Raw genomic sequence first — 26,062 nt, forward strand, 5'->3', positions numbered from 1 at the left:
CGATATCCGAGCCGGTCTTTCCGTCCGCAACGCGGGCGCTGATGACGAATTCCGGCAAATACGCGCATTACGGGCCGGGCCTGTCGGGGCGGCAGGTCCGGTTCGGCAGCATCGCCGCCTGCGCGCAGGCCGCGCGGACGGGGCGTGCGCCCCTGACCCCGCCCCGCTGGCTGGAGGACTAGATGCGGACAACGAAGCTGGTTCACGTCATCTCGGCCCATGCCGAGGGCGAGGTGGGCGACGTGATCGTCGGCGGAGTCGCGCCGCCGCCGGGCGACACGCTGTGGGAACAATCTCGCTGGATCGCACGCGACGAAAGCCTGCGGAACTTCGTCCTGAACGAGCCGCGCGGCGGGGTCTTTCGCCATGTGAACCTGCTGGTGCCGCCCAGGCATCCCGAGGCCGACGCCGCCTTCATCATCATGGAGCCCGAGGACACGCCGCCGATGTCGGGATCGAACTCGATCTGCGTGGCGACCGTCCTGCTGGATGCGGGCATCCTGCCCATGCAGGAACCCGAGACGCATCTGGTGCTGGAGGCTCCGGGCGGGCTGGTCCGGGTGCGCGCGGAATGCAGCCGCGGCAAGGCGCGGCGCATCTTTGTGCAGAACCTGCCCAGCTTCGCCGCCCGCCTGGACGCTCCGCTGGAAGTCGAGGGGCTGGGCGTCCTGAACGTCGACACCGCCTATGGCGGCGACAGCTTCGTGATGGTCGATGCCGCTTCGCTCGGCTTTGCGCTGACCCCGGACGAGGCGCATGATCTGGCCCGTCTGGGCGTGCGGATCACCGAGGCCGCCACCCGGCAGCTTGCCTTCGACCACCCCGAAAACTCGGATTGGCGCCACATCTCGTTCTGCCTCTTCGCGGGTCCGGTCCGGCGCGAGGGCAGCGCCCTGCACACGGGCGCCGCCGTCGCGATCCGTCCGGGCAAGATCGACCGCTCGCCCACGGGGACGGCCTTGTCGGCGCGGATGGCGGTCCTGCACGCGCGCGGCCAGATGGCCGAGGGCGACAGCCTGACCGCACGGTCGCTGATCGGATCGGAATTCACCGGCCGCATCCTTGGCCGGACCCGCGTCGGCACCCTGCCCGCCATCCTGCCCGAGCTATCGGGCCGGGCCTGGATCACCGGGACCCATCAGCACATGCTGGACCCGGACGATCCCTGGCCCGAAGGCTACCGCCTCAGCGATACATGGGGCGCGCGCTAGTATCGTCCACCATGTCACAGGAAGCGCCTTCTTGGCTTTTAAGAGCGCTTACCATGAAGGACCAAGATCTACCCGACGACCTGCGCCATCTGCAACTTGGACGTCGAAAGTGGATGCACGCCGATCAGGATCGGGTGCTTCCATTCATCTTGGCGGTGCAAGAGGCCGTCGCGACGGCGGTGCTTCCTGAGCATCACAATGACGATAGTGGTCTGGAAGACGGGCGGCTCGCCACGCAGTGCCTCGTCCGCGTGGCGAGCATACCTTCGCTAGTCCGCCAGCGCGGCGGCGTAGCGTTCGGAGACGATGTCCCAGTTGACCACGTCCCACCATGCGTCGAGGTAATCGGCGCGGCGGTTGTTGTAGTTCAGGTAATAGGCGTGCTCCCACACGTCATTGCCCAGAAGCGGCGTCCCGGCGGTCTCGGCCACATCCATCAGCGGATTGTCCTGGTTCGGGGTCGTCGTGATCTGCAGCTGGTCCTGATCGTTCACGATCAGCCAGACCCAGCCCGAGCCGAAGCGATCCGCCCCGGCCTCTTCGAAGGCGGCCTTGAACTCGTCCTCCGAGCCGAAGACCGTGTCGATCGCCTCGGCCAGTTCGGCCGACATCTCGCCCGTTTCATCCGGCGCGGCCATCGTCTCCCAGAAGAAGCTGTGATTCCAGTGCCCGCCTGCATTGTTGCGCACCTTGTCGGTGAAGGTCCCGGCCGCGGCGACCAGTTCGTCAAGCGACAGGTTTTCGGGCGCCTCGCCGTCGCCGATGGCCTCGTTGAGGTTGTCCACATAGGATTGGTGGTGGCGCCCGTGATGCAGTTCCATCGTCTCGGCGTCGATCACCGGCTCCAGCGCGTCGGCGGCATAGGGAAGCTCGGGCAAGGTGAACTCCCCCTCGGATTGCGCGAGGGCGGCGAAGGGAAGGGCGCTCAGCGTCGCGATCGCAAGGGCCTGTTTCATCGGGGATCTCCTTTTGAACCAGCCATACCAACCCCACCCTCGCCGCAATGTTCCCCCGTCGGGCGAAGCCCCCGGAACCTGCGGAATTTGCGCGGCGTTTTGACCGCGTGGGGCCAGTCGCGGCCCCGGAAAGGACCTGACTTGCCCGTTTTGCTGCCCCGCCGACCGAACCCGCCCCGCATGGATGGCCCGGCATGAGGCGGCCGAGCGTCGGCACGGTCCTTGCCACTGGCCTGACGATCGGCGCGCTGGTGATCGCAGCGCTGAACCTGATGCCCGACCGGCGCGAATTGCGCGACCGCCTGCCGTCGGTGATGGGCAGTTCCGACCCGGCCTTCCTGCGCAGCATGAACGGGCTTTACGGCTCGAACCTGCTGCCGGGCAACCATGTCGAGACGCTGGTGAACGGCGACCAGATCTTTTCCGCCATGCTGGAAGCGATCCGGGGGGCCGAGACCAGCATCAATTTCGAAACCTACGTCTACTGGTCCGGCGAGATCGCCGAGACCTTCGCCGATGCCCTGGCCGAACGCGCACGCGCGGGGGTCGAGGTGCGCGTGCTGCTGGACTGGTTCGGCTCGAAGCCCATGGAGGCCGACCTGCTGCGCCGGATGGAGGAGGCGGGCGTCAGCGTCACGCGCTTTCGCCCGGTTCACTGGTATACGATCGACCGCATCAACAACCGCACCCACCGCAAGCTGCTGATCGTGGACGGGCATATCGGCTTTACGGGCGGGGTGGGCGTGGCGGATGAATGGCTGGGCGATGCGCGTCATCCGGGCGAGTTCCGCGAGAACCATTACCGCGTGACCGGCCCGGTCGTTGCCATGCTGCAGGGCGCATTTGTGTCGAACTGGGTCGAGGATAGCGGCGAGATCCTGCGCGGGGACGCCTTCTTCCCCGAGCTTGAGCCCACGGGCGACATGATCGCCCAGCTGGCGCTGAGCAGCACGGGCAGCCGCAACGACATCCACATGATGCTGATGACCGCGCTGGCCGGGGCCGAGCGTCACATCCGCATCGCCACGCCCTATTTCATTCCCGACGACGTGGCGATCCGCCAGCTTGTCGATGCCCGCGCACGGGGCGTCGAGGTGGACATCCTGCTGCCCGGTCCCGAGATCAACAAGCCGCCCGTCCGTCGCGCCTCGCGCGCGCTGTGGGGGCCACTGCTTCAGGCCGGAGTGCGGATCCACGAATACGAGCCGACCTTCCTGCACGCGAAGCTGCTGATCGTGGATGACGCTTTGGCCTCGGTCGGCTCGACGAATTTCGACGAGCGTTCGTTCCGCCTGAACGACGAGGCCAATCTGAACGTGTTCGACACGGCTTTTGCCGAGGAGCAGATCGCGATGTTCGAGGCCGATCTGGCGCGGTCGCGCCCGGTCACGCTGGCCGAATGGCAGGCGCGGTCATGGTCCACACGCGCCGGCGACTGGTTGTGGAGCCTGCTGCGCCCGCAGCTGTGACGGCCGCCTGAAGTCTGGCGCCGGAAGTTCAGTCCCAGACGGGCAGGCCGGAATCGGGCTTGGGCTGGTCCATGACGATCTGGCTCTGCACCCGCGCCACTGCCGGATGGGGCAGCAGGCGGTGATGGATCAGCTCGTTTAGCGCCTGCAGGTCCGAGACCCAGACCCGCAGCAGGTAATCGGCCTCGCCGGTCAGGGTCCAGCAGCCGACGATCTGGGGCAGGCTGCCGACCAGCCGCACGAAGCTGGCGGCATTGTCGGCGCTGTGCGCGCTCATCTGCACCTGCACGAAGGCCTGGACCGTCAGGCCCAGCCGCGCAGGATCGAGGCGCGCGCCGTAACCCGCGATGACGCCCGCCGATTCCAGCCGCGCCCGGCGACGGGCCGCCTGGCTGGGCGACAGGTTCAGGATTGTCCCCAGATCCTGGGCGGTGATGTCCGCCCGTCGCTGAACCTCGATCAGCAGCCGCGCATCGCTGGCATCCATCATGCGTCCCCTTCGCGCAAAATCAGACAGAGATGAAGATTACACGCATACATTCTCCGAATGAACCGCAAGATTGCGCGCTGCTGTCATCCATTCCGTGGGATCGTCGAGGCTGACATATCTCCAGGAGGGAATTTCGATGGGACCGTTTCCGCATGATGCCCCGCGCGCCTCGATCAGCGAGGCGAACCCCGCGGGCACCGATGGCTTCGAATTCGTCGAATTCGCCCATCCCAAGCCCGACGAGGCACGCGCCCTGTTCAAACGGATGGGCTTTGCCCTTGTCGCCCGCCACCGCAGCAAGGATGTGGAATTGTGGCAGCAAGGCGACATCACTTACATCCTGACGAACGAACCCGGCAGCCACGCGATGCGCTTTGTCGAAGAGCACGGCCCCTGCGCCCCCGCCATGGGCTGGCGCGTCGCGGATGCCCGGCACGCCTTCGACTATGCGGTGAAGAACGGCGCCACGCCCCATGAAGGTGCGGATCGCACGCTCGACTGGCCGGCCATCGTCGGGATCGGCGGATCGCTGATCTATTTCACCGATTGCTACGGCGCGGATGCGAACCCCTATGAGGGGGATTTCGACTTCATCGCCGCGCCCAAGCCCGCCGGGGTGGGGTTCCATTATCTGGACCACCTGACCCACAACGTCTTCAAGGGCAACATGGACACCTGGTTCGATTTTTACAGCCGGCTGTTCAATTTCCGGCAGATCCGGTTCTTCGACATCGAGGGGAAATATACCGGCCTCTACAGCCGCGCCCTGACCTCGCCCTGCGGCCGCATTCGCATCCCGATCAACGAGGATCGCGGCGAGACCGGGCAGATCGTCGAATATCTCAAGCGCTATAACGGCGAGGGCATCCAGCATATCGCCGTGGGCTGCAACGACATCTACGGCAGCGCCGATGCCATCGCGGAGCGCGGGCTGAAATTCATGCCCAAGCCCCCGATGACCTATTACGAGATGTCGAAGGACCGCGTGGTCGGGCACGAGGAGCCTCTGGACGCGATGGCGCGCCACGGTATCCTGATCGACGGAGAGGGCGTGGTGGATGGCGGCGAGACGCGCATCCTGCTTCAGATCTTCTCGAAAACCGTGATCGGCCCGATCTTCTTCGAATTCATCCAGCGCAAGGGCGATGACGGTTTCGGCGAGGGGAATTTCCGGGCGCTGTTCGAAAGCATCGAACAGGACCAGATCGACCGCGGCGTGCTGACGGCGACCTGACCGCCCGCCCTGCCCACAGGACCGCCGCGCCCGCGACCGGGCGCGGCGGAAGGACAGCGCCCCGGCCCGACGCCGCCCAAGGAGAGACAAGATGACCTCCCACGACCTGCCCCGAGGCATGATCCGCGCAACCGCGACGACCGGGCCGCACGAGGGCTACATGCCCGGTTTCGGCAACGATTTCGAGACCGAGGCCCTGCCGGGCGCCCTGCCGCAGGGCCAGAACAGCCCGCAGAAATGCAATTACGGGCTTTATGCCGAACAGCTTTCCGGCACCGCCTTCACCGCGCCGCGCGGGCAGAACGAACGGACCTGGTGCTACCGCATCCGCCCCTCGGTCCACCACACAGGGCGCTTTGCCCCGATCGACGTGCCGCATTGGAAGACCGCGCCCAATGTGGTGCCGAACGTCACCAGCCTTGGGCAATACCGGTGGGACCCGATCCCGGTCCCGGACGAGCCGCTGACCTGGATCACCGGGATGCGGACCATGACCACGGCAGGCGACGTGAACATCCAGGTCGGGATGGCGAGCCATGTCTATCTGGTCACGCGCTCGATGGAGGACGAGTATTTCTTTTCGGCCGACAGCGAATTGCTGGTCGTCCCGCAGGAGGGGCGGCTGCGCTTCTGCACCGAACTGGGCGTGATCGATCTGGAACCCAGGGAGATCGCGATCATTCCGCGCGGCTTGGTCTACCGGGTCGAGGTCCTGGATGGCCCCTGCCGGGGCTTTGTCTGCGAGAATTACGGCCAGAAGTTCGATCTGCCCCATCGCGGCCCCATCGGCGCCAATTGCCTGGCGAACCCGCGCGACTTCAAATCCCCCGTGGCCGCCTTCGAGGATCGCGAGGTTCCGAGCCGCGTCGTCATCAAGTGGTGCGGGCAGTTCCACGAGACACATATCGGCCACAGCCCGCTGGACGTGGTGGCCTGGCACGGAAACTACTGCGCCTACAAATACGATCTGCGGACCTATTCGCCGGTGGGCGCCATCCTGTTCGATCACCCCGACCCGTCGATCTTCACGGTGCTGACTGCGCCTTCGGGGCAGGAGGGGACGGCGAATATCGACTTTGTCCTCTTCCGCGAACGCTGGCTGGTGGCCGAGCACAGCTTCCGCCCGCCCTGGTATCACAAGAACATCATGTCCGAGCTGATGGGCAACATCTACGGCCAGTATGACGCCAAGCCGCAGGGCTTTGCGCCGGGCGGGATCAGCCTGCACAATTGCATGCTGCCCCACGGCCCCGACCGCGACGCCTTCGAGCGCGCCAGCAACGCCGAGTTGAAGCCGCACAAGCTGGACAACACCATGTCCTTCATGTTCGAGACCCGCTTTCCTCAGCATCTGACCGAATACGCCGCCCGCGCGGCGCCGATGCAGCAGGAATATGTCGAGGTCTGGGACCGGCTCGAGAAGAAATTCGACGGAACACCGGGCATCAAGTGAGGGATCTGGGTATTTGGGCAACGAAGAAGCCGGGGGCCTGATCCGGTCCCGCATCGCCAGCGCCAACGCGCCGGGCTGCGAGTTTCCGCTGAACAACCTGCCCTATGGGGTCTTTTCGGTCGGGGACGCGCCGCGCTGCGGGGTGGCGATCGGCGACATGATCCTGGACCTCGCGGCCTGCGAGGCGGGGGGGCTGGTGGAGGCCGGCGGCACCTTCGCCGCGCCGGAGCTGAACGGGTTCATGGCGCGGCGGCCGGCGGAGTGGGCGCGGATGCGGGCGGCGCTGACGGCGCTGCTGGCCGAGGGCGAGGGGCCGGCGCTGCCGCTGGTGCCCATGGCGGCGGCGCGGCTGCATCTCCCGATCCGGGTCAGCGAGTTCACGGATTTCTACGCCTCGCGCCATCACGCCTTCAATGTGGGCTGCCTGTTTCGCGGGCCGGAGAATGCCCTGCCGCCGCAATGGACGCATATGCCCATCGGCTATAATGGCCGCGCCTCGTCGGTGGTGGTTTCAGGCACGCCGATCCGCCGCCCGATGGGCCAGGTGCGGGGCGAGGACGGGCCTGTCTGGGGCCCCTGCCGCAGGCTGGATCTGGAGCTGGAACTGGGCGCCATCGTCGGCTCCGACAGCCGCATGGGCCAGCGGCTGGGCGTCGATCAGGCCGAGGAGATGATCTTCGGCTACGTGCTTCTGAACGACTGGTCCGCACGCGACATCCAGGCCTGGGAATACCAGCCTCTGGGGCCGTTCCAGTCCAAGGCGCTTGGCACGACGATCAGCCCGTGGATCGTCACGCGGGCCGCGCTGGAGCCGTTCCGCTGCGCAGGGCCGGAACGCACCAACCCGCTGCTGCCCTATCTTCGGGAAACGCGGCCGGGGCTTTACGACCTGACGCTTGGCTGGACGATGAACGGGCAGCGGATGGCACAGACGAATTACAACGTCATGTATTATTCGTCCGCGCAGCAGCTGGCGCATCACGCGGTCTCGGGCTGCCCGATGCGGGTGGGCGATCTGCTGGGCTCGGGCACGATCTCGGGTCCGACGCGGGATCAGACGGGCGCGCTGCTCGAGATGACGCAGGGCGGGCGCAACCCGGTCGAGGTGAACGGCGAGGTCCGCACATTCATCGAGGATGGCGACGAGATCGGCCTTTTCGCCCATGCCGCGGGCGACGGCTACCGCATCGGCTTCGGCCCCTGCACCGGCACGATCCTGCCCGCCGAGGAATAAGCCGGTTGGCGCGGCCCGTTCTTCACGACCACACGCGTTCGTCGGCATCCTACCGGGTGCGGATCGCGCTGAACCTCAAGGGGATCGCCCATGATCGCGTTTCCGTCGATCTGACGACGGGGGCGCAGCGTTATGCCGCGCATCTGGGCCTGAACCCGCAGGGGCTGGTTCCGGTGCTGCTGATCGACGGGCTGGTGCTGGCCCAATCGCTGGCGATCATCGGCTATCTCGACGAGACGCGTCCCGACCCGCCGCTGCTGCCTTCCGACCCGGCCGATCGCGCCCGCCAGCGGGCCTTGGCACTGGCCATCGCCTGCGACATCCATCCCGTGTCTAACCTGTCCGTGCTGGACCGTGTCGAGGACTTGGCCGGCCCCGCAGCCCGTGCGGCTTGGAACCGTGATAACATCGCCAAGGGCCTCGCGGCCGTCGAGGCGATGCTGGATCATTCCGGCTTTGCAGGCCGCTTCTGCCACGGCAGCGGCCCCGGCCTTGCCGATTGCGTGCTGGTGCCGCAGCTCTTCAATGCAAGGCGATGGAGCGTCGGCTTCGCGCATCTGCCCCGCATCTCGGCGGTGGAGCGGTCCTGCGCCGCACTGCCGGCCTTTGTCATGGCGCATCCAGAGCGGCTCGCGCTGATAGCGGCAAGATAGATAAGAAGCCTGCGGCCACGCCGGTTTTCACTTGGAGAAAATGGCCAAGAAACTCTAAAACATTCAAGCGCTCGGACAAGCTGTGGCCGGGGTTGCCCCGCGCGCCCGGAGTGCGAGCGTTTAACTCCGTGCTGATTTGCACAGCCTCGATCCACTGAACGACTCTCAGAGTAACTTGATGCCAGTGCCCCGCATCGAGCCTGCGACCTTAGCGCGCGGACGCAGCTATTGGGTGCGGGCAGCTGCAGCGCTTTCTTCATCTTGCGTCAATCGCCGCACCGCATAATCGGCGGCATCGTCAAAGGGCTTCAGGACCACGCTGGCGCCCTGTCGCAGCAGATCATCCACATCGGCCAGCTTCTGAGCCGACAGGAAGACCTGACCGCTGTAATTGGCGGCCTGCAGGCCATGCAGCAGGGCAAGCTGCGGGTCCGCTTCGGTCAGCGCGCCCCGCTCGCGCGGGACGGCCGACACCACGGCGCGCACATCGGCCATGTCCAGATGTGCCACGAATTCGGGATCGGTCGCGTCGCCATAGATCGCGTCCAGACCCATCCGCCGCCAATGCGCGATGGCGTCAGGGTCGAAATCCACGCCCAGGACGCGGAATCCCCGCTCTTGCAGCTTGGCTCCGATCCGGCAGCCATATCGGCCCAGCCCGAACACGACGTAATCGTGGCCACGCATCCGGGCCGCCCCGTCGGTATCGTCCGCCTCGCGATGGGCGTGACGGCGCTCGAACAAGCCCAGATACGGCTCGCACAGGGCAAAGAGCTTGTGCGACCAGGTGATCATGTAGACCGACAGGGCGATCGTCACCAGCCCGACCAGCGTGACAAGCCCCATCGCTTCATTGCCGATATGGCCCAGGGTGATCCCCATCGCCATGAAGATCAGCGAGAATTCCGAGATCTGCGCGACCGTCAGCCCGGCCAGAAAACCTGTGCGCCGGCGGTAGCCCATGTAGCCCATGATCGCCAGGACGATCAGCGGGTTGCCGATCAGGACGAACAGCGACAGCACGATGGCGGGTCCGATCTGGTCGCCCAGGGTCGTCAGCTGCAGCGACGCGCCCAGATTGATGAAGAAGAACAGCAGCAGGAAATCGCGCAGCGCGGCGAGGCGCGATCCGATGGAATCGCGGAACTCGGTGGAGGCCAGCGAGACCCCGGCCAACAGCCCGCCCAGTTCCTTGCCGAAGCCGAGCGCGTCGCCCAGTGCTGCAAGGCTTGCGGCCCAGCCCACGGCGAAGATCACCATCAGCTCGGGCGAGCGGGCGATCTGGCGCAGCAGCGGATCGGCCAGATGCCGGATGAACAGCACGACCGCGCCCACCATCAGCAGACCGCCCAGAAACACCTGCAGGACCTGCCAGAATCCGCCGCTCTGCTCTCCCAGCCCCACGCCGATGGCCGACAGCGTGACCATGGCCAGCACCACGAAAATGTCCTGCACGATCAGGAAGCCAAGCGCGATCTTGCCGTGCAGCGCGCCGATCTCCTGCTTGTCGGACAGGAGCTTGACGATGATGATGGTCGAGGAAAACGTCAGCGCCACCGCGATATAGAGCGATGTAACGTGATCCAGCCCCATGGCGAGGCAGATCAGATAGCCGAACAGCGCCGTGAAGGTGACCTGCCCCAGCCCCGTGGCCACCGCCACCCGCCCGAGGTTTCGCACGAGGCCGATATCCAGCTTCAGCCCCACCAGAAACAGCAGCACGGCGATCGAGATCTGGCTGAGCGTCTCGATGAAATCGACCGACGAGACCAGCCCAAGCGCGTCAGGCCCCGCCAGAACCCCCACCGCGATGAAGGCCACGACCAGCGGCTGGCGCAGCATCAGCCCGACGAAGCCGACCCCCGCCGCCAGCAGGACCAGCAGCGCGATTTCGTAGAAGACAGAGGCATAGTCGGCATTCACGGGCATTTCTCCGGTCGGTGATCCCCTCGCGGAACGGTGCAGGACGGGACAGAGCCCGCCGATGCACACCTCCGCGCGCTTGGACCAACACCATAGCGGCGTCAGCGGATGCAGCCTTGCGATAGATCAACCCTTGCGGGATGGAAGTCCTGAGGCAGCGGTCCCGTAAGTCTATAGAATCGACGCATCGCGGATTTGATCTCAGGACGATCAGATGGATCATGCCTACCCGAAGGCTAATCAGTCATCCGCCCTCTAGACCGCTGAGTCCGCCTGTTAGTGGTGCAGCGAGTTGTCGTGCAGCCATAGCCGCATTGCCGCTGAACCCTCGGTTTCCCGCCGGCGCTGACGGCCCGGACGCGGACGTTTCATCAGCACCTAAGGTTCCTGTCATTGCGTCCCACCGCAAGGATCTTGGGACCCAGAAACGAGCATGAAAATCCACGCCACTTATCCACAATTTCCGTGGACCGTTTCGGGGATGAAACCGGGGAAGCCTGAAATCCTCTTGCCCAATCAGCCACTTGCGGCGCAAGGCTGCGGCACCAGACATGCGCAGCTCTTTTCGATGTGCGATCGCATCATCGCGCTGATGCAGGACCGCCCCATCGCCTCATCCGCCGCCCAGGCCCATACGGCAATCGACAGCGCCTGACGGGCCAGCGCGGCGATCAATTCAGCCTGCGCCCGATGATCGGGCCCCAGCCGCCGCTCCAGCAGCACGACAAGCGTCTGCGTCGCCGCGTCCAGCGAGGCCTTGAACAGCGGCAGCAGCGGCGGCTCGGCCTCGATCAGGCTCCTGACCTGGCAGAGCAGGTCGCGGGACACCTCAACCTCGTCGATCATGCCGGCCATCACCCTGACCACGTCGTCCAGAAGCGGCGCGGCCGAGGTGACGAACCAGCCTGCGGATTCGAGGTCCAGCCGCGGCTGGATGCCCAGGATCGCGGCCTGCTTGTTCTGGTAATAGTTGAAGAAGGTCCGCGTGCTGATCCCTGCCTCGACGGCGATCGCCTCGGCGGTGACGGCGGCCGAGCCATGGGCAAGGCAGAGCCGCAAGGCCGCGCGCTGGATGTCCCGCGCGGTCTCGCGGCGCCGCCTCTCTCGCGGGCTGGTCATGGTGTTTCCCCCTCGAAAACGTCACTCGATCCGAACCTGCCCGCGCGCGGCATCGCGCGGGGGTCGCTGAAGAAGTGCCGCGCCCGTCGCGCCGCGGCAAGGGGGAAACGGCCCGGATCAGGCCATCGCCACCCAGACATAGGCCGCATAGCCCGCCAGCAGGCCCAGCCCTGTCAGGCGCCCGATCCGGGGCCGCATCAGCAGCACCGTCAGCAGCGCCGAGACCGCGATCATCACCGGCAGGTCCAGCGTCAGGAACCGGTCGGCGACCGGTATCGGCTGGATCACCGCCGTGATGCCCAGAATGCCCAGCACGTTGAAGATGTTCGAGCCGACGATGTTGCCGATGGCGATTTCCGACTGCCGGCGCAGCGCCGCGACCAGAGAGGTCGCCAGTTCCGGCAGCGACGTCCCGATGGCGACGATGCTGAGACCGATGAAGGCCTCGGACAGGCCCAGATCGCGGGCGATGGTCGTGGCGCCGTCAACCAGCCAGCGCGCGCCCAGCATCAGCGCCGCCAGGCCCGCCGCAACCCAGATCAGCGACAGCCACAGACGCGGCGGGGGGGCGTCATCCTCGGCGGGCTGGTCGCTGCCGGGACGCAGGAAGGACAGCAGCAGAAAGCCCACGAGCCCTGCCACCAGCGCCAGCCCGGCAGGGCGGCCAAGCTCTCCGGGCCAGAAGGCGGGCAGCAGCACCAGGGCCGCGCCCATCATCACCGCCGTGTCACGGCGCAGCGTGTCGCCCATGATCCGGATCGGCCAGATCAGCGCCGCGAGGCCCAGGATCAGAAGGATGTTCCCGATATTCGAGCCGATGATGTTGCCGATGGCGATATCGGGAACGCCCCGCAGCGCCGCATCGACCGAGACCAGCAGTTCAGGGGTCGAGGTGCCGAAGCCCACGACCGTCAGCCCGATCAGCAGCGGCGGGATCGCCAGTCGCCGCGCGATGCCGACGGCGCCGCGCACCAGCGCCTCGCCGCCGACGAACAGGGCCGCAAGCCCGGCGATCAGAAGGATCCATTCCATCAGGCATGCCCCCCGTTGCAGAAAGGCGCATCAGGGGAAACGGTCCCTCTGCCGCGCCGGGCGGCCAGAGGGATGTGTCGATCAGTCAGTCTCATGATGAGTGTCCGGTTCTGGACGAGCCATGCCCGCGCCAGAAGCGTCCGGCACCGAGCACGCTCGATGCGGTCCGACATCGCAACGACATGTTGCCAGAGGGGCCCGGTCCGCTGCGCCGCAAGATGGCGACAGCGCCGCGCCCGCGCAAGGGGGGCGCGCAAATTCACTGCAGGCGTGGCCACCATGCCGCCCGCGACCCGGTTGCCTGATCACTCGGCCAGAAGCGCCTCGACCTCGGCCATGACGCGCAGGGCCGCCTCGTGCCGAACCGGCCCGTAGCCCCGGATCCCGTCCGGGGCCGACAGGATCGCCAGCGCCTTGCCGGTCCCGATCCGGGCATGGTCACGGGCGACGCGCTCGATCAGGCCCTCGAACCAGGCCAGCAGGTCGCGGTCCAGCTTGCGGTCCTCGCTATGCGCGAAAGGGTCCAGCAGCGTGCCGCGCAGACCCTTGATCCGCGCAAGACCGCGCAGGACAGGACGCAGCCACGGGCCGAACGACGTCTTGCGCTTGCGGCCCCGCCCGTCGCGCCCCGAGGGCAGCAGGGGCGGCGCCAGATGATGACGGATCGTGTAGTCGCCCTCGAACTCGGCGGCGATGCGGGCGGCAAAGGCCGGGTCGGAATGCAAGCGCGCAACCTCGTATTCGTCCTTCCATGCCATCAGGCGGTAAAGCTGTGTGGCAGCGGCGCGCATCAGCTCCTCGCTGTCCGGGGGCAGCGCGGAGCGCAGGGCGGCCAGCCGGTCCGCATAGCGGCGCGCATAGGCGGCATCCTGATAATCGGTCAGAAGCGACATGCGGTGGGCGATGATCTCGTCCGCAGCGCGCGGCGCCTGCGGGGCCGGATCGGCCAAGGCGCCCGCCAGTGCCGAGGGCGTGGCCGCCAGAACCCGGCCCAGATCAAAGGCGGTCGCATTCTTCTCGACCGCGACGCCGTTCAGCAGGATCGCCTGTTTCAGCGCGACCTCGCTGACCGGGACAAGGCCAAGCTGCCAGGCCGCGCCCAAGGCCATGATGTTGGCATAGACGGCATCGCCCATCAGCCGCTCGGCGGCGCGGTTGAAATCCTCGGCGGTGACATTGCCCTCGCCCACGGTGCGGGCGATCAGGTCCTCGCGTTCGGGGATCTTCAGGTCGGCATCGCGGTTCAGCACCAGATCTCCGGTCGGCATGGGCGCGCGGTTCAGCACAACGCGCGTGCCGCGACGGTAATGAATGCTGGCCTTGGGCGATGAACAGACCACCGCATCGCAGCCGATCACCGCATCAGCATGGCCGCGTTCGATGCGCACCTGATGGATGTCTCCGGGGCGGGGGGCCAGCCGCACATAGCCCAGGACGGTGCCGAATTTCTGCGCAAAACCGGTGAAGTCCAGGACGCTGGCACCCCGCCCCTCCAGATGGGCGGCCATGGTGATCAGCGCGCCGACGGTCACGACGCCGGTCCCGCCGACGCCCGCAACCAGCAGGTCATAGGGCCGGTCCAGCGCCGGGACCTGCGGCGCGGGCAGATCCGCGCGCAGGGAAGCGATGTCCAGCCCCACCGGCGCGGCCTTGCGGCGGCGTCCGCCCTCGATCGTGACGAAGCTGGGGCAGAACCCGTCGAGGCAGGAGAAATCCTTGTTGCACGACGACAGGTTGATCCGCCGCTTGCGGCCAAGCGGCGTCTCGACCGGCTCGACCGACAGGCAGTTCGAGGCGACCGAGCAATCGCCGCATCCCTCGCAGACGGCCTCGTTGATGAAGGCAAAGCGCGCGGGGTCCTCGGCCTTGCCGCGCTTGCGGCGGCGGCGCTTTTCGGTCGCGCAGGTCTGTTCGTAGATCAGCACCGTAACGCCGGGAATATCGCGCAATTCGCGCTGGATCGCGTCCAGCCGGTCGCGATGGTCCAGCGTGGTGCCCTTCGGGAAGTCCCGCAGATCGAAGGCCTGCGGGTTGTCGCTGACCAGCGCGATGCGCGTCACGCCTTCGGCCCGACAGGCCTGCGCGATGGCCTGCACGCTGACCGGCCCGTCCACCGGCTGGCCGCCGGTCATCGCCACCGCGTCGTTGTAGAGGATCTTGTAGGTGATGTTCGCGCCCGCCGCGATGGCCTGCCGGATCGCCAGCGAGCCCGAATGATACCACGTCCCCTCTCCCAGATTCTGGAACATGTGCCGCCCGCCGTTCCAGCGCTGCGCCACCGCGATGGGCACACCCTCGCCGCCCATCTGGGCATAGCCCAGAGTCTGGCGGTCCATCCAGCCGGCCATGACATGGCAGCCGATGCCGCTGGCAGCCTGGCTGCCTTCAGGGACCTTGGTCGATGTGTTATGCGGGCAGCCCGAACAGAAATAGGGCGTGCGCGTCGCGCCCGGCACCGACAGGACCGGCGCGGGCGTCTCGGTCAGCGCGCGGGCGCTGGCCTCAAGCCCCTCGTCGGGGAAGAACCGCGACAGGCGCTCGGCCAGCACCGGCACCAGCATCAGGGGGCTGAGTTCCCCGGTCCAGGGCAGCAGCGGATCGCCCGCCGCGCGGTGCTTGCCGACCATCTTGCGGGGCTTGGCGCCGGGCCAGTCGTAAAAATATTCCTTGAACTGGCTTTCGATGATGCCGCGCTTCTCCTCGATGACCAGCACCTCGTCCTTGCCGGTCACGAAGGCCAGCGCATCACGGCGCGCCAGCGGCCAGACCATGCCGACCTTGTAGATGTCGATGCCAAGGCGGCGGCAGGCGGCCTCGTCCAGACCCAGAAGGCGCAGCGCCTCCATCGTGTCCAGATGGCCCTTGCCGGTGGTCACGATGCCGAAGCGCGCATCCGGGATGTCATAGATGCGGCGGTCGATGGGGTTCGCCTCGACAAAGGCCTCGACGGCGCGCAGCTTGTGGCCGATGCGGGTTTCGATCTCGGGGCTGGGCAGGTCCGACAGGCGCACATGGATGCCACCCTGCGGGCCGGTGAAATCGGGCTGCACGAAGGCGCGATCCTCGGGCAGGTCCACCGATTGCCCCGATTCGACCGTCTCCGAGATCGCCTTGAATCCGACCCAGGTTCCCGAGAACCGCGACAGCGCGATCCCGTATTCCCCGAATGACAGATATTCCCCGACCGAGGCCGGGTTCAGGACCGGCATGAACCACGCCATGAAGGCCACATCGGATTGATGCGGCATCGAGGACGAGACGCAGCCGTGATCGTCGCCCGCCACGACCAGGACGCCGCCCTTGGGCGACGATCCATAGGCGTTGCCGTGCTTCAGCGCGTCGCCCGAGCGGTCCACGCCCGGCCCCTTGCCATACCACATCGAGAACACGCCCTCGACCCGGCAAGCCGGGTCCAGAACCGCCTGCTGCGCCCCCAGGATCGCGGTCGCGCCCAGATCCTCGTTCACGGCGGGCAGGAACTCGATCCCGGCCTCGGCGACACGGGCCTTCTGGCGCCACATCTCGAGATCCAGCCCGCCAAGCGGGGATCCGCGATAGCCCGAGACAAGGCCTGCCGTGTTCCAGCCCCGCGCCCGGTCGCGCCGCGCCTGATCCAGCATGATCCGCACCAGGGCCTGCGTGCCGGTCAGAAAGACGCGGCCCGTCTGACGGTCGTAGCGATCCTCCAGCCGGTAGCTGTCGAAACGGGATTGATGCTGCGTCATGTCGTGGCCCTCCCCTGCCATGGGAACAGTCTAGCCCATCAGCACCGATGAAACTGACCAGATCACTGGCGCTTCGTGCCGGAAACGAATTATCCTGTCAGGATCACGCCATCCGACGGAATGCCATGTCAGACGAGATCACCGCCCGAATCCTGGCCGAGCTGCGCCGCGACAGCCGCATCCCGAACGCGGCGCTGGCCGAAAAGGTCGGGCTGTCGCCGTCAAGCTGCTGGCGCCGCGTCCGCGCGCTGGAGGAATCCGGCGCGATCCGCCGCTATACGATCGATCTGGATGACGAGGCTCTGGGCGACAGCTTCAAGGCCATCGTCCATGTGAACCTTGTCCGCCACGATCAGGATCTGGTCAGCGATTTCATCCGCATGACGCGCACGACCCCCGCCGTGCGCGCCTGCTATGCGACGACCGGCAACGCCGATTACCACCTGCACGTCACCTGCCGCGACCTGCACGCCTATAACCGCTTTCTGGACGACCACCTGCTGTCGCTTCCGGCGGTAAAGGGCGCGCAGACCTATCTGATCCTCAAGACCATCAAGGATTAGCCGCGCGACTGCTGGAACATCGGCCCGCCGCGCCAGCGCGGATAGCCGTAGCCGTGGATCTTGACCAGGTCGATATCGGAGGCGCTGGCGGCGATGCCTTCATCAAGGATCGCCTGTCCTTCGGCGGCCATGGCCCCCACCAGCCGCCCGGCGATGACGTCGGGGCCAAGGCCCGGATCGGGCGCCAGATGCGGCGACAGCAGGGCGGCCACGGCCTCGGATGGCTGCGGCTTGCGCTGACCGGGCGCGTAATCATACCAGCCGCCGCCGGTCTTCTGCCCCTTGCGGCCCGCGCGAACGAGAATGTCGCCAAGCGTCTCGGGGATGTGCTGCCCGGCCGCGCGCGCGCCCTCGCGCTGCAGGAAGGCGATGTCCAGACCGCCCAGATCCTGCGCCTCGAACGGGCCCATCGCCATGCCATGCGCGCGCATCGCCGCATCGACGGCGGCGATGGGCACCCCCTCGCGCAGCAGGGCCTCGGCCTCGGCGCGGTAGCGCTTCAGGATGCGGTTGCCGATGAAGCCGTCGCAGATGCCCGACTGGACCGGGATCTTGCCCAGACGGCGCGCCAGATCAAAGCCGGTCGCCAGCACATCGGGCGCGGTATCAGGGATCGGCACGATCTCGAGCAGGCGCATCACATTGGCCGGACTGAAGAAATGCAGGCCAATGAAGCGTTCCGGGCGCGGCAGGCCACGGGCGATGTCGCGCGGGTCCAGATAGGAAGTGTTTGTCGCCAGCACCGCGTCCGGGCGCGCATGGCGGCCAAGCGCGTCGAAGACCGCGCGCTTGACGTCGATCTGCTCGAACACGGCCTCGATGACCAGATCGCAGGCGCCGACGGCGGCGTAGTCGGTGCTGGCAGTCAGCGCCTCCAACCGGGCCGAGGCGGCTTCGGCCGTCAGCCGCCCGCGCGAGACCGACCCATCAAGGATCGCGCGCAGATTGCCGAGACCGCGCGCCAGCGTCTCGTCGTCGCGTTCGATCAAAGTGACGGCCAGGCCCGCATCCTGACAGGCGGCCAGGATCCCCGCCCCCATCGTGCCGCCGCCGATCACGCCGACATGCGCCAGCTTGCGGGGGGTCACGTCGCGCAACCGCGCTGGACGGGGGGCTGCGCGTTCGGCGAAGAAGACGTGGCGCAGGGCCGCCGCCTGATCCGATCCGCGCAGGTCGAGAAAGGTCTGCCGCTCAAAGGCCATCGCCTCGGCAAAGGGCGCCTCGGCGGCGCGACGCAGGCAGGCCAGCGCACGCAAGGGGGCCTCGGCGCCCTTGGCGGCCTTGCGGGTCGCGGCCTCGGCTTCGGTCCAGAACCCGTCCTCGACCGGCGCGATGGCTCGGGCCGAGACGGGCGCGGGCAATGGGCGGGACAGCGCGTCGCGGGCAAAGGCCACGGCCTCGGACAACAGATCATCGGCCAGCGCGTCGACCAGGCCCATCGACAAAGCGGCGGGGGCGCGCACGGGCTTGCCGGTCGTGACCATCGCCACGGCCGCCTGAAGCCCGGCCAGACGCGGGGTCCGCACGGTTCCCGAGGCGCCCGGCACGACGCCAAGCGTCACCTCGGGCAGCCCGACCGAGGCCGCGCGCGCCGCCACGCGAAAGCGGCAGCCCATCGCGATCTCGAACCCGCCGCCCAAGGCGCTGCCATGGGTCGCGGCGATCCATGGCTTGGCCGCGCCCTCGATTCGGTCCACCAGATCGGGCAGATGCGGCGGCTGAGGGGGCTTGCCGAATTCGGTCACATCCGCGCCCGCGACGAAGGTGCGCCCCGCGCAGGCCAGCACGACGGCAGCCACCGAAGGATCGGCGTCCAGCGTGGCGACCGCGTCCCACAATTCCTGCCGCAGCGCCTGCGACAGGGCGTTCACGGGGGGGTTGTCGATGGTGATGACGGCGATCTCGCCATCGCGGTCGATGCGGGTCAGTGCCATGTCAGATCCCCAGATAGGCTTCGCGGATGCGCGGATCGGCGATCAGCGTCTCGGCCGCACCCTCCATGATGATGCGCCCGGTTTCCATCACATAGCCCCGGTCGGCGATCTTCAGCGCGCCAAAGGCGTTCTGTTCGACCAGCAGCACGGTGACGCCCAGATCCTTCAACCCGCGCACCGTGTCGAAGATCTGCGACACGATGATCGGCGCCAGACCCATCGACGGCTCGTCCAGAAGCAGGCAGGACGGCCGGCCCATCAGCGCCCGCGCCATGGCCAGCATCTGCTGCTGACCGCCAGACAGCCCCCCGGCCGAAAGGTTCCGTTTCTCGCGCAGGATCGGGAACATCTGGAAGGCATCCTCCATGTCGCGGTCCACGCGGTCATCGGCGAAGCCGTAGGCGCCAAGGCGCAGGTTCTCCTCGACCGACAGGTTGGTGAAGATCTGCCGCCCCTCGGGCGATTGGGTCAGCCCCCGCGCAGGGCGTCTCCACGCCGCCAGCGTCGTGATCTGGTCGCCCCGGAACGTGACCGTCCCGCCCGAGACCGGCTGGACCCCCGACAGGCAGCGCAGAAGCGTCGTCTTGCCCGCGCCGTTCGCGCCGACCACGGTGACGATCTCGCCGCTGTTCACCTGCAGGTCGATGCCGTGCAGCACCTCGATGCGGCCATAGCGCGACCGCAGCCCCTCAACCGTCAGCATGGGCAGCCTCCTCGGTCCCCAGATAGGCGGCGATCACCGCCGGGTTTTGGCTGACCGTGGCGGGATCGCCCTCGGCGATCTTTTCGCCATGATCCAGCACGACGATGTGGTTCGAGATGCGCATGACCATCTTCATGTCATGCTCGACCAGCAGGATCGCGACGCCCGATTTGGCGACCTCGGCGATCAGGTGGTCGATCTCCTCGGTCTCGACGGCGTTGCAGCCCGCGGCGGGTTCGTCCAGCAGCAGCACCTTGGGGTTCAGCGCCAGGGCCCGCGCGATCTCCAGCCGCTTCAGCGCGCCATAGGACAGGTTCCCGGCCTCGCGTTCGGCGGCGCGTTCCAGACCGACGCGCGCCAGAAGCGCGCGCGCGCCCTCTCGTGCCTCGCGCGCCCGGCGCCGCGAGGCAGGCAGCGAGAACAGATCCGCCAGGACCGAGCCGCTTTCGCGCAGGTGATAGCCTGCGACGGCATTGTCCAGAACCGTCATCGACTGGAAGATCTGCAGGTTCTGGAAGGTGCGCGACAGGCCGCGGCGGGCCAGCAGATGCGGCTCGATCGCGGTCACGTCCTCGCCGTCCAGCACGACCCGGCCCGCATCCGGACGATAGACGCCCGAGATCATGTTGAACAACGTGGTCTTGCCCGCCCCGTTGGGGCCGATCACCGACAGGATCTCGCCCGGGCGGACCGAAAAGCTGACATCGTTGACGGCACGGATGCCGCCGAAGCCGATGCCCAGTCCCTCGATGGAAAGAAGCGCGCTCATTCGTCCTTGCCCCGCAGTTTCTTGAGGATCGAGGGCAGAAGCCCCTCGCGCAGGAAGATCATCACGAGGATCATCACCAGACCCAGAACCATGTGTTCGTATTCGGCGAATACCGTCAGCACCTGCGGCAGCAGCGTCAGGATCGCCGCGCCGAAGATCGCGCCGAGGACGGACCCGACGCCGCCCAGAACCGCCATCGTCACCATCTCGATCGAGTGCATGAAGCCCGCGACGTCGGGCGTCACGAACCGGTTCTGCAAGGCCAGCAGCGAACCCGAGACCGAGGCATAGACGGCCGAGATGACGAAGGCCCGCAGCTTCAGCTGCGCCACGTCGATGCCGACGGTGCGCGCCGCGACCTCTGATCCGTGCAGCGCGCGCAGCGCCCGGCCGGTGGGGCTGTCATGCAGGTTCAGCGCGATCCAGGCGCCGACGATCATGCAGAGCCCGGTGAAGAAATACCAGAACTGGCCGTTCGACAGCGACAGGCCCAGATCGCCCAGAAGGCCGCGCAGGCCCAGATCGGGCACGTCGATCCCGTCGGGACCGCGCGTCAGCGCGCGTTCGTTCGTCAGGATCATCGCGACGAGAATGCCGAAGCCAAGCGTGGCGACGCCCAGATAATAGCCGTGCAGCCGCAGGATCGGGCGGCCCACCAGATAGGCCAAGACGCCCGAGATGCCTGCGCCCAGAAACAGCGCCAGACCGGGATGGATGCCCCAATGCACCGGCGCCAGCGCGCAGGCATAGGCGCCGATCCCGGCAAAGCCCGCATGGCCCAGGCTGACCTGACCGGCATAGCCCGTCAGGATCACAATGCCCGTGACGGCAATGGCGTTCACGAAGATCAGCGCGCCCACGCGATAGTAGAAGTTCGACGGAAACAGCAGCGGCGACAGCGCGACCAGCGCCAGAAGGACGATCAGCGTCGCGGATTTTGCGGAGAGCCTCATGGTCACACCCGATCCGTGGATTTGCGGCCGAAAAGGCCCTGCGGCATGAAGAACAGAACCGCCAGGATCACGACGAAGGCCGCCGCGTCCTTGTAGGTCGAGGACAGGTAGCCCGCCGTCAGCGCCTCGATCAGGCCGATGGCGAAGCCGCCGACCAGCGCGCCCTTGGGATTGCCCATGCCCCCCAGCATCGCGCCCGCGAAACCCTTCAGGGCGAAGGCGATGCCGACATTGTAGGCCGTCAGCGTGATGGGCGTGGCCAGCACCCCGGCCAGCGCGCCGATCCCTGCCGACAGGGCAAAGGACAGGGTCATCACGAAATTGGTGTTGATGCCGACAAGCTGGGCGGCCAGCCGGTTGTTCGACGTGGCCAGCACCGCGCGCCCCAGAAGCGTGCGCGTGAAGAACAGCCACAGCGCGATGAAGACCGCGACCGCGCCGCCGATGACCCACAGGCTTTGCGGCAGGATCGTCGCGCCCGCGACCCCGATCGGCGTGTCGCCGGAAAAGGCCGGGTAGGAATGGATCTGCTTGCCGAAGATGATCTGCGCCGCGCCCTGGATGAAGATCGAGGCCCCGATGGTGATGATGATCAGCGACACGACCGGCGCGCCGCGGGCGGGCTCGATGGCCAGCTTGTTCATTCCGACGCCAAGCGCCGCGGTCAGCACGATGGCCGAAATGGCGGCCAGCGGCAGCGGCAGGCCAGCGGCATGGGCAGCGAAGGTGATCATGCCGCCCAGCATGACGAATTCGCCCTGAGCGAAGTTCACGACGTCAGAGGCGTTGTAGATGATGGTGAAGCCAAGGGCGACCAGCGCATAGACCGCGCCGACCGTCACCCCTGAAAACAGGAATTGCAGCAGTTCCGACATGTGAACCTCGGGGCTTGAGGGGCGGCCCCGGCGCGTGGCCGGGGCCGGGGCATCACTCGACCAGCGTCCAGGTGCCGTTCTGGATTTCCAGCATCCGGAACGCGCTCAGGTCCAGACCAAGGTGATCCTCGGGGCTGAACGTGTAGGTGCCGGTCGTGCCGACCAGACCCTCGGTCGCCTCGATCGCGTCGCGGATCGCCTGCGGCTCGGCGGAACCCGCGCGGCCGATCGCGTCGGTCAGGATCAGGAAGGCGTCATGGGCATAGCCGCCGAAGGTGCTGACCGGGGTGCCGGTCTTGTCCTCAAAGGCGGTCTTGTAGGCCAGCGCGATCTCTTTCTGCGCGTCATCGTCGGGCAGGATGTCGGCCACAAGCAGCGCAGTGCCGGGCAGGCGCACGCCCTCGGCCGCATCCGCGCCCGCGAGATCGATGAACCCGTTCGAGGCCACGCCATGCGACTGGTAGAACGGGATCTCCAGGCCAAGCTGCGCGTAGTTGCGCGTCACGATGGACGGGCCCTGGCCGAAGCCGGGGTTCACCAGCGCCTCGACGCCTGCCGTGTTGCGGATCTTGGTCAGCTGCGCGGTCATGTCCGCATCGGTGGGGTTGTAGCTTTCGTCCGCCACCAGCGTCAGGCCGTAATCGCCGATCACCTCCTTGCATTGGGCCTGCATAGAGGCGCCGAACCCGTCCGTCCCCGAGATCATGGCGACATTGGTGAAGCCCCGCGCTTGGATGTCCTCGAAGATCTTCTGGCAGGCCATGCGGTCGGTATGCGGCGTCTTGAAGGTGAAGGGACGCACCGGGTCGATGATCTCGATGGCGCCCGCCAGCGAGATGAAGGGGATTTCCGCATCCTCGGCGACCGACAGGATCGACATCGTGGCGCCGGTGGTGGTGCCGCCGATGATCGCCACGACCTCGTCATCCTCGATCAGGCGGGTGGCGAAGGTGCGCGCCTTGTTCGGGTCGCCACCGTCATCGTAATGGATCAGGCGCACGGTCTCGCCGTCGATGCCGCCATTGGCGTTCAGCTCTTCGACCAGCATTTCCAGCGTCTTGACCTGCGGGTCGCCCAGAAAGGCGGCCGGGCCGGTGGCCGAGATGCTGGCGCCGATGCGGATCTCGGCCAAGGCAGGGGTGGTCAGGCCAAGCGCCATCAGCGTGGCCAGGGCGGTGGTGGTCTTCATCTGGGTCTCCTCCCGAAGATGGTGTCAGGTGATCTGGCGGCGCCACATCGCGCGGGCAAAGCGCGGTGAGACAAAGGCAGGGTCGGTCAGGCAGGCATTGCCCGCGGGGTTCACGCCGGTGACGTGAAAGTCACTGAAGGCGGCGGATTGGTTGACGAAGATGTTGCCCGTCAGGTTGATCGACAGGTTCACGCCCGCCGCCGCATAGGGCGGAAGGGCCCGCGCGATGCGGTCCTCGTCATTGTCGTAAAGCGCGGCGGTGATCGCGCCCTTCTCGCGCGCCAGCCGGGTCGCCTGCGCGATGGCGGCATCGGCGTCGGCGGTCCGGACGACAAAGGCCACGGGTCCGAAACATTCGCTTTCGGCCAGCGCGCCCGCATCGGCCAGCAGCAGGGGCAGGCCGTCGCGGATGGCGCGGCCCTTCGCGCGGGCATCCTCCAGCCGGGCGCGGGTGGCGGGGTTGGCGATGGCGCCCAGCACGCCCCCCGCGCGGGCCGGATCGGCCAGCAGCCGATCCATCGCGTCCGAGATGCCTTGCGCGACCTGATCGGGCGTCATGGCACCCTGATCGGTGTCGATCCCGCCCTCGGGGATCAGGATCGTCTGAGGCGAGGTGCACATCTGCCCCGAATAGAGCGCCAGCGAAAAGGCGAGGTTGTCGCACATCCCCGCGAAATCGGTCGCACCCAGAATGGTGACTGTGTTTACGCCTGCCTCTTCGGTGAACAGCCGGGCCTGACGCGCATTCTCGCGCAGCCAGCGACCGAATTCCTGCCCGCCCGTGTAATCGATGATCCTCACTGCGGGATCGGTCGCCAACGCCTGCGTGATCGGCGCGTCGGGCGTGTCCACGGCCAGCAGGATCGCGTCGGCGGGCAGGCCGGCCTCGGCAAAGACCTCGCGGAGAATGCGGACCGAGACCGCCAAGGGCAAGATCGCACGCGGATGCGGCTTGACGATGACCGGGTTGCCGGTGGCAAGGCTGGCGAACAGGCCCGGATAGCCGTTCCACGTCGGGAACGTGTTGCAGCCGATGGTCAGCGCCACGCCCAGAGGCACCAGCGTCCAGTGCTTTTCCAGCCGCACCGGCGCGGCCTTGCCCTGCGGCTTTTCCCAGACCGCGCGGTCAGGAAAGCGGGTCATTTCCTGCCAAGCCAGGGTCACGGCCTCCAGCGCGCGGTCCTGCGCATGGGGGCCGCCTGCCTGAAAGGCCATCGCAAAGGCCTGCCCGGTCGTGTGCTGGGTCGCATGGGCGATCAGGAAGGATTGCGCGTTCAGCCGCACCAGCGCCTCGATCAGGGCGCCAACCCGTGCCTTGGGGCTGGCAGCAGCCAGAGACAGGGCGGCCGCACGCGAAGCCTCGATCAGCGCCGCAGGCGCGGCGGCCGGATAGGTCACGCCAAGCGCCCCGCCAAAGGGCGATTCCTCGTCCCCCAGGCGGTGCGATTCGGGGTGGCCCGGCAGGTCGAAGGGCCGACCCTTCAGCGCATCGAACGCAGCCTCTCCGGCTGCGCGAGACCCTTCGCCATAGTGTTTTTCACTGGGGATTTCCTGGAACGGCGCCCAATACCCACGCGTGGCCAGGGCAGCCTGTGCATCGGTCAGAAGCGCCTCGTGGCGATCAAAGAAACCGGTCATCATCCCCTCCTGTCGCGGCCCGAACCGGCCGTCCTCTCGACATGGCGATTATCATTGACCGACCGGTCGGTCTATGCAACAAGTTTTTTCAGACAGCCGGGAACCTTTTCGGATATTGCGCCGAAACCCCGGTCGAAGGGGGGAATCACAATGACCGACACCGTTCTGGTCGATCTGGCCGATGGCGTTCTGACGCTGACCTTGAACCGGCCCGACAAGCTGAACTCGTTCAACGAGGCGATGCATCTGGCCCTGCGCGCGGGTTTCCAGCGCGCGCATGACGACGCGGAGGTGCGCGCCGTGCTGCTGACTGGCACGGGGCGCGGCTTTTCGGCCGGTCAAGATCTGGGCGACCGCGATCCGCGCAAGGGCGGTCCGGCCCCCGATCTGGGCGCCACGCTGGAGACGTTCTACAACCCCACGCTGCGGCTGATTCGCAGCCTCGAAAAGCCGGTGATCTGCGCGGTGAACGGGGTCGCGGCGGGCGCGGGCGCGAATATCGCGCTGGCCTGCGATATCGTGCTGGCGGCGCAATCCGCGCGTTTCATCCAGGCCTTCGCCAAGATCGGGCTGGTCCCCGATGCGGGCGGCAGCTGGTCCCTGACCCGCATTCTGGGCGAGCCGCGCGCCAAGGCCCTCGCCTTGACCGCCCAACCCGTCAGCGCCCAGCAGGCCGCCGATTGGGGGCTGATCTGGCAGGCCGTTGCCGATGACGCGCTGATGGATCAGGCCCGCGCACTGGCCCTGTCGCTGGCCTCGGGCCCCACGCGCGGCCTGGGCCTCACCAAGCGCCTGATCCAGGCCGCGGCCACGAACAGCCTTGACGAACAGCTCGACATGGAGCGCGATTGCCAGCGCGAGGCCGGCCGCAGCCGCGATTACGCCGAGGGCGTGACCGCCTTCCTCGAAAAGCGTCCGGCCGTGTTCCGGGGGGAATGA

General features: G+C 67.2%; 22 protein-coding genes. 9 read left to right on the top strand and 13 right to left on the bottom strand.

Translation table 11 applies throughout. The annotated features are described in order from the left end of the window. A partial coding sequence (locus tag QAR72_RS09770) for an aconitase X (RefSeq protein WP_304617186.1) occupies positions 1-182 on the top strand: 182 nt, incomplete at its 5' end. Then, positions 183-1,211, top strand: coding sequence for a trans-3-hydroxy-L-proline dehydratase (locus QAR72_RS09775; protein ID WP_304617187.1), 1,029 nt, complete (start codon positions 183-185; stop codon positions 1,209-1,211). A gap of 269 nt (positions 1,212-1,480) precedes the next feature. On the opposite strand, the gene QAR72_RS09780 is transcribed toward QAR72_RS09775, so the two are convergent. Then, positions 1,481-2,167 (bottom strand): superoxide dismutase, encoded by a 687-nt coding sequence (locus QAR72_RS09780; protein WP_304617188.1) that lies wholly within the window; start codon positions 2,165-2,167, stop codon positions 1,481-1,483. Between the two features lie 194 nt (positions 2,168-2,361). On the opposite strand from QAR72_RS09780, the gene QAR72_RS09785 reads away from it, so the two are divergent. Beyond that, positions 2,362-3,636 (top strand): phospholipase D-like domain-containing protein, encoded by a 1,275-nt coding sequence (locus QAR72_RS09785; protein WP_304617189.1) that lies wholly within the window; start codon positions 2,362-2,364, stop codon positions 3,634-3,636. A 28-nt stretch (positions 3,637-3,664) separates the two neighbouring features. Here the strand turns inward: QAR72_RS09785 and QAR72_RS09790 are convergent, their stop codons facing one another. Beyond that, on the bottom strand, positions 3,665-4,126 hold the full coding sequence (locus QAR72_RS09790; protein WP_304617190.1) for an Lrp/AsnC family transcriptional regulator: 462 nt from the start codon (positions 4,124-4,126) through the stop codon (positions 3,665-3,667). A 136-nt stretch (positions 4,127-4,262) separates the two neighbouring features. On the opposite strand from QAR72_RS09790, the gene hppD reads away from it, so the two are divergent. The 4 genes from hppD (at position 4,263) to maiA (ending at position 8,700) form a co-directional block, all read left to right on the top strand. After that, positions 4,263-5,360, top strand: coding sequence for a 4-hydroxyphenylpyruvate dioxygenase (hppD, locus tag QAR72_RS09795; protein WP_304617191.1), 1,098 nt, complete (start codon positions 4,263-4,265; stop codon positions 5,358-5,360). Between the two features lie 91 nt (positions 5,361-5,451). Next, positions 5,452-6,813 (top strand): homogentisate 1,2-dioxygenase, encoded by a 1,362-nt coding sequence (hmgA, locus tag QAR72_RS09800; RefSeq protein WP_304617192.1) that lies wholly within the window; start codon positions 5,452-5,454, stop codon positions 6,811-6,813. 13 nt (positions 6,814-6,826) lie between these two features. Continuing rightward, positions 6,827-8,047, top strand: a complete 1,221-nt coding sequence (gene fahA, locus QAR72_RS09805; RefSeq protein ID WP_304617193.1) for a fumarylacetoacetase — start codon at positions 6,827-6,829, stop codon at positions 8,045-8,047. A 5-nt stretch (positions 8,048-8,052) separates the two neighbouring features. Continuing rightward, positions 8,053-8,700: a maleylacetoacetate isomerase gene (gene maiA, locus QAR72_RS09810; protein ID WP_304617194.1), complete on the top strand. Its 648-nt coding sequence runs from the start codon at positions 8,053-8,055 to the stop codon at positions 8,698-8,700. 225 nt (positions 8,701-8,925) lie between these two features. Here maiA and QAR72_RS09815 read toward each other — a convergent pair whose 3' ends face one another. The 4 genes from QAR72_RS09815 to QAR72_RS09830 form a co-directional block, all read right to left on the bottom strand. Beyond that, a complete protein-coding gene (locus QAR72_RS09815) occupies positions 8,926-10,629 on the bottom strand; it encodes a cation:proton antiporter (RefSeq protein WP_304617195.1) in 1,704 nt (567 codons plus the stop codon). 510 nt (positions 10,630-11,139) lie between these two features. Further along, positions 11,140-11,742 (bottom strand): TetR/AcrR family transcriptional regulator, encoded by a 603-nt coding sequence (locus QAR72_RS09820; protein WP_304617196.1) that lies wholly within the window; start codon positions 11,740-11,742, stop codon positions 11,140-11,142. 117 nt (positions 11,743-11,859) lie between these two features. Beyond that, complete coding sequence (locus tag QAR72_RS09825; RefSeq protein ID WP_304617197.1) at positions 11,860-12,774, bottom strand: sodium:calcium antiporter; 915 nt, start codon at positions 12,772-12,774, stop codon at positions 11,860-11,862. Between the two features lie 305 nt (positions 12,775-13,079). Beyond that, entirely contained in the window at positions 13,080-16,499 is a 3,420-nt protein-coding gene (locus tag QAR72_RS09830) for an indolepyruvate ferredoxin oxidoreductase family protein (protein WP_304617198.1), read from the bottom strand. A gap of 125 nt (positions 16,500-16,624) precedes the next feature. Between QAR72_RS09830 and QAR72_RS09835 the strand changes: the two genes are divergently transcribed. Next, on the top strand, positions 16,625-17,062 hold the full coding sequence (locus tag QAR72_RS09835; protein WP_304617199.1) for an Lrp/AsnC family transcriptional regulator: 438 nt from the start codon (positions 16,625-16,627) through the stop codon (positions 17,060-17,062). On the opposite strand, the gene QAR72_RS09840 is transcribed toward QAR72_RS09835, so the two are convergent. From QAR72_RS09840 to paaN, 7 genes are read right to left on the bottom strand one after another with little or no spacing between them, the layout of a single operon-like run. Beyond that, entirely contained in the window at positions 17,059-18,996 is a 1,938-nt protein-coding gene (locus QAR72_RS09840; RefSeq protein ID WP_304617200.1) for a 3-hydroxyacyl-CoA dehydrogenase NAD-binding domain-containing protein, read from the bottom strand. The genes QAR72_RS09835 and QAR72_RS09840 overlap by 4 nt on opposite strands. A 1-nt stretch (position 18,997) precedes the next feature. Continuing rightward, positions 18,998-19,699: an ABC transporter ATP-binding protein gene (locus QAR72_RS09845; RefSeq protein WP_304617201.1), complete on the bottom strand. Its 702-nt coding sequence runs from the start codon at positions 19,697-19,699 to the stop codon at positions 18,998-19,000. After that, entirely contained in the window at positions 19,686-20,468 is a 783-nt protein-coding gene (locus tag QAR72_RS09850) for an ABC transporter ATP-binding protein (protein WP_304617202.1), read from the bottom strand. Before QAR72_RS09850 ends, QAR72_RS09845 begins: the two co-directional genes overlap by 14 nt. After that, entirely contained in the window at positions 20,465-21,421 is a 957-nt protein-coding gene (locus tag QAR72_RS09855; RefSeq protein ID WP_304617203.1) for a branched-chain amino acid ABC transporter permease, read from the bottom strand. Before QAR72_RS09855 ends, QAR72_RS09850 begins: the two co-directional genes overlap by 4 nt. A gap of 2 nt (positions 21,422-21,423) precedes the next feature. After that, positions 21,424-22,296, bottom strand: coding sequence for a branched-chain amino acid ABC transporter permease (locus QAR72_RS09860; RefSeq protein ID WP_304617204.1), 873 nt, complete (start codon positions 22,294-22,296; stop codon positions 21,424-21,426). 52 nt (positions 22,297-22,348) lie between these two features. Further along, complete coding sequence (locus tag QAR72_RS09865; protein WP_304617205.1) at positions 22,349-23,485, bottom strand: ABC transporter substrate-binding protein; 1,137 nt, start codon at positions 23,483-23,485, stop codon at positions 22,349-22,351. A 24-nt stretch (positions 23,486-23,509) separates the two neighbouring features. Then, positions 23,510-25,123 carry a phenylacetic acid degradation protein PaaN gene (paaN, locus tag QAR72_RS09870; RefSeq protein ID WP_304617206.1) on the bottom strand — a complete coding sequence of 538 codons (1,614 nt, stop codon included), beginning with the start codon at positions 25,121-25,123 and terminating at the stop codon, positions 23,510-23,512. Positions 25,124-25,273: 150 nt separating this feature from the next. Between paaN and paaG the strand changes: the two genes are divergently transcribed. Further along, entirely contained in the window at positions 25,274-26,062 is a 789-nt protein-coding gene (gene paaG, locus QAR72_RS09875) for a 2-(1,2-epoxy-1,2-dihydrophenyl)acetyl-CoA isomerase PaaG (protein WP_304617207.1), read from the top strand.

This window comes from Paracoccus sp. (in: a-proteobacteria) (assembly GCF_030604785.1).
Lineage (GTDB): Bacteria > Pseudomonadota > Alphaproteobacteria > Rhodobacterales > Rhodobacteraceae > Paracoccus.

What these genes read in the sequence shown, in the direction of transcription:
- QAR72_RS09775 (WP_304617187.1), top strand. Translation starts at nt 183, where the DNA reads ATGCGGACAACGAAGCTGGTTCACGTCATCTCGGCCCATGCCGAGGGC.
- QAR72_RS09780 (WP_304617188.1), bottom strand. Translation starts at nt 2,167, where the DNA reads ATGAAACAGGCCCTTGCGATCGCGACGCTGAGCGCCCTTCCCTTCGCC.
- QAR72_RS09785 (WP_304617189.1), top strand. Translation starts at nt 2,362, where the DNA reads ATGAGGCGGCCGAGCGTCGGCACGGTCCTTGCCACTGGCCTGACGATC.
- QAR72_RS09790 (WP_304617190.1), bottom strand. Translation starts at nt 4,126, where the DNA reads ATGATGGATGCCAGCGATGCGCGGCTGCTGATCGAGGTTCAGCGACGG.
- hppD (WP_304617191.1), top strand. Translation starts at nt 4,263, where the DNA reads ATGGGACCGTTTCCGCATGATGCCCCGCGCGCCTCGATCAGCGAGGCG.
- hmgA (WP_304617192.1), top strand. Translation starts at nt 5,452, where the DNA reads ATGACCTCCCACGACCTGCCCCGAGGCATGATCCGCGCAACCGCGACG.
- QAR72_RS09815 (WP_304617195.1), bottom strand. Translation starts at nt 10,629, where the DNA reads ATGCCCGTGAATGCCGACTATGCCTCTGTCTTCTACGAAATCGCGCTG.
- QAR72_RS09820 (WP_304617196.1), bottom strand. Translation starts at nt 11,742, where the DNA reads ATGACCAGCCCGCGAGAGAGGCGGCGCCGCGAGACCGCGCGGGACATC.
- QAR72_RS09825 (WP_304617197.1), bottom strand. Translation starts at nt 12,774, where the DNA reads ATGGAATGGATCCTTCTGATCGCCGGGCTTGCGGCCCTGTTCGTCGGC.
- QAR72_RS09830 (WP_304617198.1), bottom strand. Translation starts at nt 16,499, where the DNA reads ATGACGCAGCATCAATCCCGTTTCGACAGCTACCGGCTGGAGGATCGC.
- QAR72_RS09835 (WP_304617199.1), top strand. Translation starts at nt 16,625, where the DNA reads ATGTCAGACGAGATCACCGCCCGAATCCTGGCCGAGCTGCGCCGCGAC.
- QAR72_RS09840 (WP_304617200.1), bottom strand. Translation starts at nt 18,996, where the DNA reads ATGGCACTGACCCGCATCGACCGCGATGGCGAGATCGCCGTCATCACC.
- QAR72_RS09845 (WP_304617201.1), bottom strand. Translation starts at nt 19,699, where the DNA reads ATGCTGACGGTTGAGGGGCTGCGGTCGCGCTATGGCCGCATCGAGGTG.
- QAR72_RS09850 (WP_304617202.1), bottom strand. Translation starts at nt 20,468, where the DNA reads ATGAGCGCGCTTCTTTCCATCGAGGGACTGGGCATCGGCTTCGGCGGC.
- QAR72_RS09855 (WP_304617203.1), bottom strand. Translation starts at nt 21,421, where the DNA reads ATGAGGCTCTCCGCAAAATCCGCGACGCTGATCGTCCTTCTGGCGCTG.
- QAR72_RS09860 (WP_304617204.1), bottom strand. Translation starts at nt 22,296, where the DNA reads ATGTCGGAACTGCTGCAATTCCTGTTTTCAGGGGTGACGGTCGGCGCG.
- QAR72_RS09865 (WP_304617205.1), bottom strand. Translation starts at nt 23,485, where the DNA reads ATGAAGACCACCACCGCCCTGGCCACGCTGATGGCGCTTGGCCTGACC.
- paaN (WP_304617206.1), bottom strand. Translation starts at nt 25,123, where the DNA reads ATGACCGGTTTCTTTGATCGCCACGAGGCGCTTCTGACCGATGCACAG.
- paaG (WP_304617207.1), top strand. Translation starts at nt 25,274, where the DNA reads ATGACCGACACCGTTCTGGTCGATCTGGCCGATGGCGTTCTGACGCTG.